Genomic DNA, 12,406 nt, shown 5'->3' on the forward strand with positions numbered 1-12,406 from the left:
ATGAGAAGACTGCTGATGGACGAGTCCTGACACATGACACTGGTTGCGGAACATATCGAAGGCGACACCCGGGATCGTATCCTCGAGGTGGCCGAGCGGCTGTTTCGCCAGATCGGGTACCAGAAGACCACGGTCGGGGACATCGCCAAGGAGCTCAGGATGAGCCCCGCCAATGTCTATCGCTTCTTCGAATCGAAGAAGGCGATCCACCAGTCGGTGGCGCGGGCCTTGATGGGCGAGGTCGAGATCGAAGCGCAGCGGATCGTGGCGAGGCCTGGTCCGGTGCTCCCGCGCTTCCGCGAGCTGCTCACCACCATCCACCGCATGAACACCGAGCGCTATGTCGGTGATAACAAGCTGCATGAGATGGTCGAGATCGCGATGCAGGAGGACTGGGACGTCTGCGTCGCCCATATGGAGTGCATTGCCGGCGTCATCGGCCAGGTGATCGCGCAAGGTACCGCGTCCGGCGAGTTCGAGGCGCCGGACCTGCAACTGGCCTCGATGTGCGCCTGCACCGCGATGATGCGCTTCTTCCACCCCCAGATGATCGCCCAGTGCGCTACCAAGCCGGGCCCGACCATCGACCAGATGATCGATTTCGTCATCGCCGGTCTGTCGCCGCGCCACTGACGGGCGCTGGAATTTCCCCTATAAGCAGGCCGACGTAGCCTGGATCAGGGGAAGACCTCGCCGTGACCGACAAAGACCTCTATTTCTACGAGCCCTCCAAGGGCCACGGCCTCAAGCACGATCCCTTCAACGCCATCATCGCGCCGCGGCCGATCGGCTGGATCTCCTCCCGCGACACCAAGGGCCACGTCAACCTCGCGCCCTACAGCTTCTTCAACGCCTTTTGCTACGTGCCGCCGATCATCGGGTTTTCCTCCACCAACTGGAAGGACACGGTGTCGAACATGGAGCAGACCGGCGAGTTCGTCTGGAATCTGACGACCATGGATCTCGCCAAGCACATGAACGCGACCGCCGCGCATGTCGGCCCCGAGGTCGACGAGTTCAAGCTCGCAGGGCTGACCGCCGTCCCCGGCAAGCTCGTCAACGTGCCGCGCGTGGCCGAGAGCCCGGTTGCCTTCGAGTGCAAGGTGTCCGACATCGTCCGCCTCAAGGGCGCCGATGGCAAGGAGGCCGATGCCTGGCTGACGCTGGGCGAGGTCGTCGCCGTCCATATCGACAAGGCCATGATCAAGGACGGCGTCTACCAGACCGCCGCCGCCCGCCCCATCGTCCGCGCCGGCCGTCGCGGCGACTACTTCGAGATCAAGCCGGAAAACATGTTCGAGATGGTGCGGCCGGACTGATCTGATCCGGGTTAAGCCACTCTCTCCGCATCGTCATTCCGGGGCGCGCCGTTAGGCGCGAGCCCGGAATCCATACTCCCGATGGTGGTTATGGATTCCGGGCTCGACGCTTGCGCGTCGCCCCGGAATGACGACAGGGCATTCAGCCCGATTCCCCTCCCCGGAACTGCCCCCACGCCCCGGCCGTTATGGCCCCCGGGGCGGCCGCCCGGCCGCGTCAATTCGCGTCTTTTTGCTCGCGAAGTGTTCACTTACCCCGGCCACTTTCCGCTAAAATGCCGATAACCGCGCCGATGCATGAGGTCAGCCATGAGCTTCCGCCGCGACACCATCACAAAGCCGATCTTCTCCTGGGCGCGCGGCGTGCTGCCAGCGATGTCCGACACCGAGCGCGAGGCGCTGGAGGCCGGTGACGTCTGGTGGGATGCCGATCTCTTCACCGGCAACCCGGATTGGTCGAAGCTGCTGGAGGTGCCTCAGGCGACGCTCACCCCCGAGGAGCAGGCCTTCCTCAACGGCCCGGTCGACGCGCTCTGCGCCATGCTCGACGAGTGGAAGATCTTCTGGGAATGGCGCGACCTGCCGCAGGAGGTCTGGCATTTCGTCAAGCGCGAAAAATTCTTCGGCATGATCATTCCGAAGGAGTTTGGCGGCCTCGGCTTCTCGCCGTATGCGCATTCGGAAGTGGTGCGCAAGATCTCGACCCGCTCGATTGCGGCGGCCGTCACCGTGATGGTGCCGAACTCGCTCGGGCCCGGCGAGCTTCTGATGCGCTTCGGCACGAAAGAGCAGCAGGAGCGCTGGTTGCCGCGCCTCGCCGACGGCCGCGACATTCCGTGCTTCGGCCTGACTAGCCCCGAAGCCGGCTCCGACGCCGCCTCGATGGTCGACACCGGCATCATCTGCAAGGGCGATTTCGAGGGCCGCGAGGTCATTGGCCTAAGGCTCAACTGGCACAAGCGCTACATCACGCTCGGCCCGGTCGCGACGCTGCTCGGGCTCGCCTTCAAGGCCTACGATCCTGATCATCTCGTGGGCAGCCAGGAAGAGCTTGGCATCACTGTCGCGCTGATCCCGACCAATCTGCCCGGCGTCAAGATCGGCCATCGTCATCTGCCGTCGATGCAAGTGTTCCAGAATGGCCCGAACTGGGGCCGCGACGTCTTCATCCCGCTCGACTACGTCATCGGCGGCAAGGAGAGACTCGGGCAGGGCTGGAAGATGCTGATGACGGCGCTTGCCGCCGGCCGCGGCATCTCGCTGCCGTCGCTATCGGCGGCCGGTGCCGCCTATGCCGCCCGCACCACCGGCGCGTATGCCCGCATCCGCGAGCAGTTCGGCATCTCCATCTCCAAATTCGAGGGCGTCGAGGAGCCGCTCGCGCGCATCGTCGCCACCGCCTACCAGCTCGACGCGGCACGCCGGCTGACCTGCGCGGCGCTGAATGCCGGCATCCATCCCGCCGTCATCTCCGGCATCATGAAGCTGCACGCGACCGAGCGGATGCGCACCGCGGTCGACGACGCCATGGACATCCATGGCGGCAAGGCCGTGATCGACGGTCCGCAAAACTATCTCGGCAATCTGCACCGCGCCGTGCCTGTTGGTATCACGGTCGAGGGCGCCAACATCCTGACCCGCAACCTTATCGTGTTCGGGCAGGGCGCGATCCGCGCGCATCCCTATCTGCTCGACGAGATGAACGCGCTTGCGGACACGAATCGCGAGCGCGGGCTCGCCGCGTTCGACAAAGCGTTCTGGAAACATGTCAGCCATAGCTTCCAGACGCTGTTGCGTGCGTTCGGCCGCAGCTGGAGCTTCGGCGCCTTCGCGCTTGCGCCGGATGCGGGCGATGCAACGCCATTCTACCGCCAGCTCGCGCGCTACTCTGCGGCCTTTGCGCTCTGCGCCGACATGGCGCTGCTCACGCTCGGCGGCGCGCTCAAGCGCAAGGAGATGCTGTCGGCGAGGTTCGGCGACATCCTCTCCGAGCTCTATCTGCTCTCCGCCGCGCTGAAACGCTGGCAGGACGAGGGCCGGCAGAAGGAGGATTTTGCTGCGCTGGAATGGTGCATGGCGACCGGCTTCAAGACCATCGAGAACCGGCTTGCCGAGATCCTCGCCAATCTGCCCAACCGTTTTGTCGCTGTTATCCTCAAGCTCGTGGTCCAGCCCTTCGGCGCGCGGGTGCTCGGCCCGTCTGACCGTGTCGTGCACCAATGCGCAAGTCTCGTGCTGGAGCCATCGGCCGCGCGCGAGCGTCTCACGCCGGATCTCGCCCATGTCGACGACGACGGCGGCTTTGCCCGGCTGGAGCGCGCGTTCAAGCTCGTTGCGGGCACCGATGCGATCGCCAAGCGCATGCGGGCCGCGCACATCCGCGACTGGAAGGATGGCGTCGCCAAGGGCGTGATCACGCAGGCCGAAGGCGAGCAGCTTGCGGCCGCTCATGAAGCCGTCACAAAAGTGATCGAGGTCGATGATTTTGCGCCCGAAGCGCTGTCGCCGATTTACAAGAAAACCGGAGATGTGCATCAGTTCTTCCAGGAACTCGGTGAACAGAGGGCGGCGAGCTGATGGCACGACCGGTTTTCATCGTCGACGGCAGCCGGACGCCGTTTCTCAAAGCGCGTTCGGGGCCGGGGCCGTTCACGCCGGTTGATCTCGCCGTGCAATGCGGCCGGCCGCTGCTGGCGCGTCAGCCGTTTTCACCCGATGATTTCGACCAGGTCATCCTCGGCTGCGTCAACGTGATCGCGGACGAGATGAACCCGGCCCGCGTCGCCGCGCTCCGGCTCGGCATGGGCGAGGACATGGTCGCCTTCACCGTGCAGATCAATTGCGGCTCCGGCATGCAGTCGATCGACACGGCCTACCGCTACATCCGCGAGGGTCATGCCGACATGGTCCTCGCCGGCGGCACCGAGGCGCTGAGCCACGCGCCGCTGGTCTGGCCGAACTCCGGTGTGCGCTGGTTCGCCGGCCTTGCCACCGCCAAGGGCGTGGCCGCGAAGCTCGCTGCCGCCTTCAAGCTGCGGCCGCGCTATCTCAAGCCGATCATCGGCCTCGAGCGCGGGCTCACCGATCCCATCACCGACTTGAACATGGGCCAGACCGCCGAGGTCGTCGGCCATCTCTTCGGCATCACGCGGGCACAGTCCGACGCCTATGCCGCCGAGAGTCATCGCCGGCTCGCGCATGCGCAGGCCGAAGGTTTTCTCAAGGGCGAGGTCGAGACAGCGTTCTCCCGCGACGGAAAATTCTTCGACCATGACGACGGCGTGCGGCCGGACTCGACGGCCGAGACGCTCGCAAAGCTGCGGCCGGTGTTCGAGCGCCCGTGGGGCCAGGTCACCGCCGGCAATTCGTCGCAGATCACCGACGGCGCCTCCTGGGTGATCCTCGCCTCCGACGCGGCGGTCGCAAAGCACAGACTGACGCCGAAGGCTGTCATCGTCGACAGCCACTGGGCCGCGCTCGATCCCAGCATCATGGGACTGGGACCCGTGATGTCCGCGACGCCGCTGCTTCAACGCAATGACCTCACCGTCAAGGACGTCGAGACCTGGGAGCTGAACGAGGCCTTCGCGACGCAGGTGCTCGGCTGTCTCGCCGCCTGGAACGACGACAAATTCTGTCGCGAGATCCTGGGCCTCGACGGCGCGGCCGGCGAGATCGACCGTGACAGGCTCAACGTCGATGGCGGCGCCATCTCGCTCGGCCATCCCGTCGGCACCTCCGGCAACCGCATCGTGCTGCATCTCGTCAACGCGATGAAGCGGCTCGGCACGCGCCGCGGCGTCGCGACCGAATGTATCGGCGGCGGGCTCGGCGGCGCCATGCTGATCGAGGCGGTGTGACCATGGATTCCAGGATCATGACCGCGCTCGGCGACCGCGTGCTGGAGCTTGGGCCCAGGCCCGCGACCGACAGCCCCTACAAGCACTTCAAGCTGACGCGCGATGCCGACGGCGTCGCCTGGCTGCTGTTCAACCGCGCAGATGCCAGCGCCAACACGCTGTCCGCGGACGTGATGGAGGAGTTCGATGCCGTGCTCGCGGCGATCGAGACCGAGCGTCCCGCGGGCCTCGTGATCCGCTCGGCAAAGCCGTCCGGCTTCATTGCCGGCGCCGACGTCAACGAATTCCGCGGTGCCAGCGATCCCGAGATGGTCGAGACACGCATCCGCGCGGCGCATGCCGTGGTCGATCACCTGGAAGCCTTGAGGTTGCCGACGGTCGCGGTCATCCATGGCTTCTGTCTCGGCGGCGGGCTGGAGGTCGCGCTGGCCTGCCAGTCGCGCATTGCGATCGACGGCGCGCGCTTCGGCTTCCCGGAGGTGATGCTCGGCCTGCATCCCGGCCTCGGGGGCACCGCGCGCTTCACCGCGCTGGTGAATCCGACGCAGTCGATGGCGCTGATGCTGACCGGCCGCACCATCGATGCGCGCCGCGCCAGATCGCTCGGCCTCGTCGATACCGTGACGCAGGAGCGGCACGTCCGCAACGCGGTGAAGGATGCACTGTTCGGCCGTCTGAAGCGGGCGCGTCCGGACCTTCTGACTCACGCGGCCAATTTCGGTCCCGTGCGCGGGCTGCTGGCCAGGCGCATGCGCTCGGAGGCGGCGAAGGCCGCGCCCCGCGAGCATTATCCGGCGCCTTACGCGCTGATCGATCTCTGGGAGACCCATGGCGGCAGCAAGGCCGCGATGCTGAAGGCCGAGCAAGCCTCGTTCGCCAGGCTGATGGTGACGCCGACCGCGCAGAATTTGATCCGCGTGTTCTTCCTGCGTGAGCAGATGAAGAAGACGGCCGGCGGCGGCAATTCGGTCAAACATGTTCACGTCATCGGCGCCGGCGCCATGGGCGGTGATATCGCGGCCTGGTGTGCGGGGCAGGGGCTGCGCGTCTCGCTCGCGGACATGAAGGCGGAGCCGGTCGCCGGCGCGTTGAAGCGCGCCGCTGAGCTTTACGGCAAGATCATCCGCAAGCCGACCGAGGTGCGCGACGCGCTGGATCGTCTGATCCCCGACATGGACGGCGAGGGTGTCCGCAACGCCGATCTCATCATCGAGGCGGTGCCGGAAAAGCTCGAGCTGAAGCAGAAGGTCTATGCGGGCCTCGAGCCGAAGATGAAGCCGGGCGCGATCCTTGCGACCAACACGTCGAGCATTCCGCTCCAGGATCTGCGCACCACGCTGGCGCGGCCCGATCGTCTCGTCGGCCTGCACTTCTTCAACCCGGTGTCGCGGCTGCAGCTGGTCGAAGTCGTCAGCCATGACGGCAACGACGCGCAGGTGCTGAAGGAGGCGCTCGCCTTCGTCGGCGCGATCGACCGTCTGCCGCTCTCCGTGAAGAGCTCGCCCGGGTTCCTCGTCAACCGTGCGCTGACGCCCTACATGCTGGAGGCGATGGTGATGCTGGATGAGAGGATCGACCAGCGCCTGATCGACGCGGCGGCCGAGCAGTTCGGCATGCCGATGGGGCCGATCGAGCTCGCCGACCAGGTCGGGCTCGACATCTGCCTCGACGTCGGCGACATGCTACGGACCAAGTTCGGCGATCTGCTCCCGCCGACGCCGGCCTGGCTGCGCGAGAAGGTCGCCAAGGGCGAGCTTGGCCGCAAGACGGGCAAGGGTTTTTACACCTGGAAGGACGGCAAGGCGGAGAAGGCGCCGTTGTCCGAGACCGGCCCGCGCGTCACCGACCAGATGATCGACCGCCTGGTGCTGCCGATGTCCAATGTCTGCGTCGCGGCACTCCGCGAAGGTATCGTCGACGATGCCGATGCGGTCGACGGCGCCATGATCTTCGGCACCGGATATGCACCGTTCCGCGGCGGTCCGCTGAACTACGCGCGCATGCGCGGCGTGGAAAATGTCGTATCCACCCTGCGCGCGCTGGCCGAGCGATTCGGCGGGCGCTTTGCGCCCGATCCGGGCTGGGACAATTTTAGGTGAGACCGACATGACCGAAACGTCCGACACCGAGCCGCGCGGCGATCTCTGCATTCGCACGCTGGCAATGCCCGCCGACACCAACGCCAACGGCGACATCTTCGGCGGTTGGCTGCTCAGCCAGATGGATGTCGGCGGCGGCGTGTTCGCATCAAAGCTCGCGCGGTCGCGTACGGTCACCGTGGCGATCGAGGCGATGAATTTTCGCAAAGCGGTCTATGTCGGCGATCTCGTTTCGGTCTACGCCAATCTCGTCCGCGTGGGCCGCACCTCGATGACCGTGCATCTCGAAGCCTGGGCGCTGCGGCGCAGGGAGCTCCAGCCGATCCTCGTCACCGACGGTCATTTCACCTACGTCTCGATCGATGATGACGGCCGTCCGCAAGCGATCCAGCGCAACGATCCGCCGATCGCGACGTAATCGCGCGCGACGCTCTGCCCTATCTCACGCAAACTTGCGGCACGCCAAACGCGGCGCGACTGAGTCACCGCGTCGCGGCTTCGCCAAGAACAAGTCATAAAACGGATGAGGTCCCGGCGTACTCAATTGCGTGTCGATTCGGGGTGGAAACGGCCTCAAATGCTCAGGAACCTTTGGGCAGGATTGCCGTTATTTGCCCGCACTGAGGAATCTACGGACCATGCCGGACAGCTACATTATTGAAGTCGACTCGCAAACCGCAGGTATCGTCGTTCGTTCTCAGGGAGGCTATTGTTTCTTCGCCTCGTCGCACCGCTTCAATCGCCTTGAAGGCCAGCTCTTCCGCAACGCACGCGAAGCCGAGCGTGCCGCGCGCAAGCTGGTTAACGGCGATGTGAAGGAAGCGGCGTAGGCGCCTTCCGCTGGTGATTTCTGACGCGCAAAGCGTGGTCGGAATTTTTTGCAGCCCTTGATGCCGCTGCCTTTTCCTTCTCCCTTCATGTCCGCCGAAGCCTTGGCGAAGGCGGATGTGGGAGAAAGTGGCGCGAAGCGCCGGATGAGGGGTTGTTTCCGCGAATTCAATCGTGAGAGGGTCGCCCGCGAGGGCAACCCCTCATCCGTCTCGCCGCTGTCGCCATAGCCGATGCAAAGCATCGGCGTTCTCAAGAACGGCGGCCGAAGGCCGCCTATGCCACCCTCTCCCACAGGGGGAGGGGGTAAGAGCGTCGATCACAACTTCGTCGCGGAGCGTGACAACAGCTTCCAATCGTCGCCCTGCTTCAGCCAGTTCATCAGGATATGAAGGCTGTTTGCCACTTTCTGTCCGCCGGTCATCATCTCGGCCAGCCAATGGAAGCGCACGATCGCGACGGGGCCGACGATCTTGATGGTCGGGTCCTTGTACGTAATCGACAGGAACTCCGTCTTGCCGTCGGTGGCGTTGGCGATAAAGGCCGCCTTATCCTCGAGGAAGCCGCTGGAATGGCTGTAGCTCAGATCGTCCGCGCACAGCGCGCGGAGGGCCTTCGGATCGGCCGCGATCTGGGCGAGGCGAAATGCCTCGACGTTTCTTGCCACCGCCTCGTGGTCCGTCGTGGCAGCATGGTCGCGATTCAGTGTCATCATATCCTCCGTCCTTGATCTTGCGCCCACTGTTGCAGCCGCACTTGATTGTGTCGAGCGCCAGGTCGCAATCGTCGTCGCAATACGCTGCATTGCGCCAGGCGGCGCGATTTCTGACGCGCAAAGCGTGGTCGGAATTTTTTGCAGCCCTTGATACCGCTGCCTTTTCCTTCTCCCCTCATGTCCGCCGAAGCCTTGGCGAAGGCGGATGTGGGAGAAGGTGCATAGGCCGCCTTCGGCGGCCTATGCTAAGAGAACGCCGAAGCAAAGCTTCGGCTATAGCGTCGGATGAGGGGAGCCTGAATCTGCGAATTCAATTGTGAGAGGTCTGCTCGCGGAGGGACTCACCCGTCTCGCCGCTACGCCGCGAGCCACCCTCTCCCACAGGGGGAGAGGGAAAGAATCGCAATCACAACTTCGTCGCAGCCCGCGACAGCAGCTTCCAATCGTCGCCCTGCTTCTGCCAGTTCATCAGGATGTGAAGATTGGTCGACACTTTTTTCCCATCGGCCGCCATCTCCTGTTCCCCCATCCAGTGGAAGCGCACGATCGCGGCGGGGCCGACGACCTTGATGGTCGGGTCCTTGTACTCGATCGACAGGAATTTTGATTTGCCGTCGGTGGCGTTGGTGACGAAGGTCGCCTTGTCCTCGACCTTGCCGTTGGAATGGCTGTAGCTCACCTCGTCGGCGCAGAGCGCGCCGAGCGCCTTGGGATCGGCCGCGATCTGGGCAAGGCGGAAGGCCTCGACCTTTTTCGCCACGGCTTCCTCATCCGCCGCGGCCGCCAACGCCGGTGCTGTGAGAGCAAGCGCGGAGACGGCAAGGGTTGAGACGGCAAGAGTCGAGAGAGCCAGATCGCGTCGGTTGATCGTCATCGTTTCCTCCTTTTTGGTCTTGCGCGGAGTGTTGCAGTCGCGCGCGACTTTGTCGAGTGTCGCGTGGCGGTCATGTCGATGCGTCATTGCGCGATCAGGGCTGCATTGATACGTGTTTCGCATTGATGCATCGTGCATTCGGGAAAGTACGGAAATGATCGAGGCCAAAGGGCAGGCGCGGGGGCAAGTGACGGGCAGGGCGCTGCTGTTCGACATCGACGGCACGCTGGCCAACACCGACCCGCTGCACCTCAAGGCGTTCAACCAGGTGCTTGGGCCGCTGGGCCATGTGTTCGATCACGCGCGCTTTTCGAGGGAGCTGCAAGGCTTCGCCAATGCGTCGATCGGCGAGCGCTTTCTGCCCGACGAAACCGTGGAACGGCGCGCCGTGATCCTCGGAGAGAAGGAGGTCGTCTTCCGCACACTTGTCGCCGGACAGATCGAGCCGCTTCCGGGTCTGATGGCGCTGCTCGACCGCGCGGATGCCGCCGGCATTCCCATGGTCGCCGTGACCAACGCGCCGCGTCTGAATGCCGAGCTGTTGCTCTCCGGTCTCGGCATCACGCACCGCTTCAGGGCGCTTGTGATCGGCGACGAGCTGCCGCACGGCAAGCCGCACCCGCTGCCCTATCAGGAGGGGCTGCGTTTCGTCGGCGGCAGCGCGACGGCTTCGATCGCGTTCGAGGATTCCCGCTCCGGCGTGCAGTCGGCGACGGCCGCCGGCATTCCGACCATCGGCATCCGGACGAGCCTCAGCCATGCCGACCTTTTTGGCGCCGGCGCGGTTGCCTCCGCCAGCGCGTTCGACGATCCGGAACTGCTCGCGCGTCTCGCCGCCGCGATGGCATGGTGAGAGGCTTTGTCCGTTAACCGTGATCGCTGAGCGCATTGACCGAACGTGCGAACCGCCGCACCATGCGCTTTCCTGATTTGAGGCCATCGCCGTGACCGGATTGACCCATCGCCAAGCCGAAATCCTCAACATCGCGCGCGCCTCGGGGCGCGTCATGGTCGAGGAGCTCGCGCGCCGGTTCGAGGTCTCGGCGCAGACGATCCGCAAGGATCTCAACGATCTCTGCGAGCGCCGCTCGCTGACCCGTATCCACGGCGGCGCCATCATCGCCTCCGGCGTCGAAAACCTCGCCTACGAGGCGAGGCGGTTCGTCGCCGCCGACGAAAAGAAGGCGATCGGTGCCGCGGCCGCCTCGCTGATCCCGAACGGCTGCTCGCTCTTCATCAATATCGGCACCACGACCGAGGAGGTGGCGAGCGCGTTGACCTCGCACGAGGACCTCCTCGTCATCACCAACAATCTCAACGTCGCGATGCTGCTCTATCGCCATCCCCGCATCGAGGTGGTGGTCGCCGGCGGCACGGTGCGGCGCGCCGACGGTGCCGTGGTCGGCTCGACCGCGACGCAGCTCATCGGCCAGTTCAAGGTCGACTACGCCATCATCGGGGCGTCCGCGATCGACGAGGAGGGCGCGCTGCTCGACTTCGACTATCGCGAGGTGCAGGTGGCGCAAGCCATCATCGCCAATGCCCGCAGCGTCATGCTGGTTGCCGACTCCACCAAGCTGCGCCGCAGCGCGCCGGTGCGCATCGCCCATATCACCCAGATCCAGACCTTCGTGACTGACCAGGAACTGCCCGAGCGCCTCGCCACCATCTGCCACAGCAAGGGCATCGAGGTGATGGCGGCAATGCCGAAGGATGCGGCGGATATCGATGATGCGCAGGCCGAAGCGCAGGATGCCGCGCCCGAAGCCGCGCCGGTGGTCCGGCTGAGATAGCGGCTTAGGCGTCGCTCCATGGGTCGAGCAGCGGAACGCCGAAGGCCGCAAAATCTTTCACATTGCGTGTGACGAGCGTGAGATCGTTGGCGAGCGCGGTGGCCGCAAAGAAGCCGTCCATCACGGACAACGCAACGCCATTGCGACGGCTCTGCGCCATCAGGTCGCCCCAGCGCTCGGCGACCACGTGGTCGATCGGCAGGATGCGCTGCGCGAACCGAGCCGGCAGGTCGTGGGCGAGCCAAGCGGCCAGCGCGGCGCGCCGACGGCCATCATCCAGCAGGGCGATACCGCGGCGAAGCTCGGCGATCGAGGCAGCGCTGATGAACGCGCGATCCTCATCGACCGTATCGAGCCATGCCAAGACTTTCGCGGAAGGCGCCGGCCGCTGAACCTCCGACAGCACGTTGGTGTCGAGGAGCAGGTTCACGGCATCTCGTCGCGCGGTTCGTCCTGCACCCGTTCAAGTTCGAGGTCGGCACCGCGCAGCGGCGAAGCTAGCAGGAATTCAGCTAGCGTGCCTTTGCGTGCCGTCTTTCGCGCCCATTCATCCGCGGAAACGACCACCGCATTGGGCCTGCCGTGTCGGGTGATGATCTGGGGGCCAGTTTGGGCGCGATCGACCACCTCGGACAGGCGTGCCTTGGCATTGGCGAGCGTCCACGTGTCAGTCGGGGGCGAATCGGGGGCGGTGCTGCGGTCTGTCATGCCGAATATAACTAATGTGACTATTATGACTATATTGGCTCTACGTGACTATTCAAGATCGTATTGCGGTTTCGATTGGCGTCCGAACTGCCCATTTCCACGGCTGATTGCCCACCAGAAAGTTCCTCTTTCACTTCCTTTCGCCTCTCTTTCATCTTGCTTTCGCTTTTCGGTGTGATCTAATCAAAAACGAAAGTAGTCGCTCGAAGG

13 protein-coding genes are annotated in these 12,406 nt (G+C 64.7%); 9 read left to right on the forward strand and 4 right to left on the reverse strand.

Features of this window, described 5'->3' with window-relative positions; genetic code table 11:
* Positions 1 to 33 precede the first annotated feature (33 nt).
* The 7 genes from AB7245_RS09925 to AB7245_RS09955 all read left to right on the forward strand — a co-directional run bounded on the left by AB7245_RS09925 (position 34) and on the right by AB7245_RS09955 (position 8,108).
* Complete coding sequence (locus AB7245_RS09925) at positions 34 to 633, forward strand: TetR/AcrR family transcriptional regulator (protein WP_063985197.1); 600 nt, start codon at positions 34 to 36, stop codon at positions 631 to 633.
* Positions 634 to 695: 62 nt separating this feature from the next.
* Positions 696 to 1,319, forward strand: coding sequence for a flavin reductase family protein (locus AB7245_RS09930; protein WP_028160319.1), 624 nt, complete (start codon positions 696 to 698; stop codon positions 1,317 to 1,319).
* 309 nt (positions 1,320 to 1,628) lie between these two features.
* A complete protein-coding gene (locus AB7245_RS09935) occupies positions 1,629 to 3,896 on the forward strand; it encodes an acyl-CoA dehydrogenase (protein ID WP_085398539.1) in 2,268 nt (755 codons plus the stop codon).
* Positions 3,896 to 5,179, forward strand: a complete 1,284-nt coding sequence (locus AB7245_RS09940) for an acetyl-CoA C-acetyltransferase (RefSeq protein WP_085398538.1) — start codon at positions 3,896 to 3,898, stop codon at positions 5,177 to 5,179. Before AB7245_RS09935 ends, AB7245_RS09940 begins: the two co-directional genes overlap by 1 nt.
* A 2-nt stretch (positions 5,180 to 5,181) precedes the next feature.
* Complete coding sequence (locus tag AB7245_RS09945; protein WP_085398537.1) at positions 5,182 to 7,278, forward strand: 3-hydroxyacyl-CoA dehydrogenase NAD-binding domain-containing protein; 2,097 nt, start codon at positions 5,182 to 5,184, stop codon at positions 7,276 to 7,278.
* A gap of 7 nt (positions 7,279 to 7,285) precedes the next feature.
* Positions 7,286 to 7,696 carry an acyl-CoA thioesterase gene (locus AB7245_RS09950; protein ID WP_085398536.1) on the forward strand — a complete coding sequence of 137 codons (411 nt, stop codon included), beginning with the start codon at positions 7,286 to 7,288 and terminating at the stop codon, positions 7,694 to 7,696.
* A gap of 220 nt (positions 7,697 to 7,916) precedes the next feature.
* A complete protein-coding gene (locus AB7245_RS09955; protein WP_028134810.1) occupies positions 7,917 to 8,108 on the forward strand; it encodes a hypothetical protein in 192 nt (63 codons plus the stop codon).
* Positions 8,109 to 8,425: 317 nt separating this feature from the next.
* Here the strand turns inward: AB7245_RS09955 and AB7245_RS09960 are convergent, their stop codons facing one another.
* Positions 8,426 to 8,821, reverse strand: a complete 396-nt coding sequence (locus AB7245_RS09960) for a nuclear transport factor 2 family protein (RefSeq protein ID WP_094183814.1) — start codon at positions 8,819 to 8,821, stop codon at positions 8,426 to 8,428.
* Between the two features lie 406 nt (positions 8,822 to 9,227).
* The gene (locus tag AB7245_RS09965; RefSeq protein ID WP_085398540.1) at positions 9,228 to 9,695 is read right to left on the reverse strand and encodes a nuclear transport factor 2 family protein; all 468 of its coding nucleotides are present in this window, start codon (positions 9,693 to 9,695) and stop codon (positions 9,228 to 9,230) included.
* Between the two features lie 154 nt (positions 9,696 to 9,849).
* Here AB7245_RS09965 and AB7245_RS09970 point away from each other — a divergent pair, with 154 nt between their 5' ends.
* The gene (locus tag AB7245_RS09970; protein WP_439034217.1) at positions 9,850 to 10,548 is read left to right on the forward strand and encodes an HAD family hydrolase; all 699 of its coding nucleotides are present in this window, start codon (positions 9,850 to 9,852) and stop codon (positions 10,546 to 10,548) included.
* Between the two features lie 91 nt (positions 10,549 to 10,639).
* On the forward strand, positions 10,640 to 11,488 hold the full coding sequence (locus AB7245_RS09975; protein ID WP_063985191.1) for a DeoR/GlpR family DNA-binding transcription regulator: 849 nt from the start codon (positions 10,640 to 10,642) through the stop codon (positions 11,486 to 11,488).
* Between the two features lie 4 nt (positions 11,489 to 11,492).
* Here AB7245_RS09975 and AB7245_RS09980 read toward each other — a convergent pair whose 3' ends face one another.
* Positions 11,493 to 11,918 carry a type II toxin-antitoxin system VapC family toxin gene (locus AB7245_RS09980; RefSeq protein WP_085398534.1) on the reverse strand — a complete coding sequence of 142 codons (426 nt, stop codon included), beginning with the start codon at positions 11,916 to 11,918 and terminating at the stop codon, positions 11,493 to 11,495.
* Complete coding sequence (locus AB7245_RS09985; RefSeq protein WP_028148610.1) at positions 11,915 to 12,196, reverse strand: type II toxin-antitoxin system Phd/YefM family antitoxin; 282 nt, start codon at positions 12,194 to 12,196, stop codon at positions 11,915 to 11,917. Before AB7245_RS09985 ends, AB7245_RS09980 begins: the two co-directional genes overlap by 4 nt.
* Between the last annotated feature and the right edge of the window lie 210 nt (positions 12,197 to 12,406).

Source organism: Bradyrhizobium sp. 604_D8_N2_3, from assembly GCF_051810765.1.
GTDB lineage: Bacteria > Pseudomonadota > Alphaproteobacteria > Rhizobiales > Xanthobacteraceae > Bradyrhizobium > Bradyrhizobium barranii.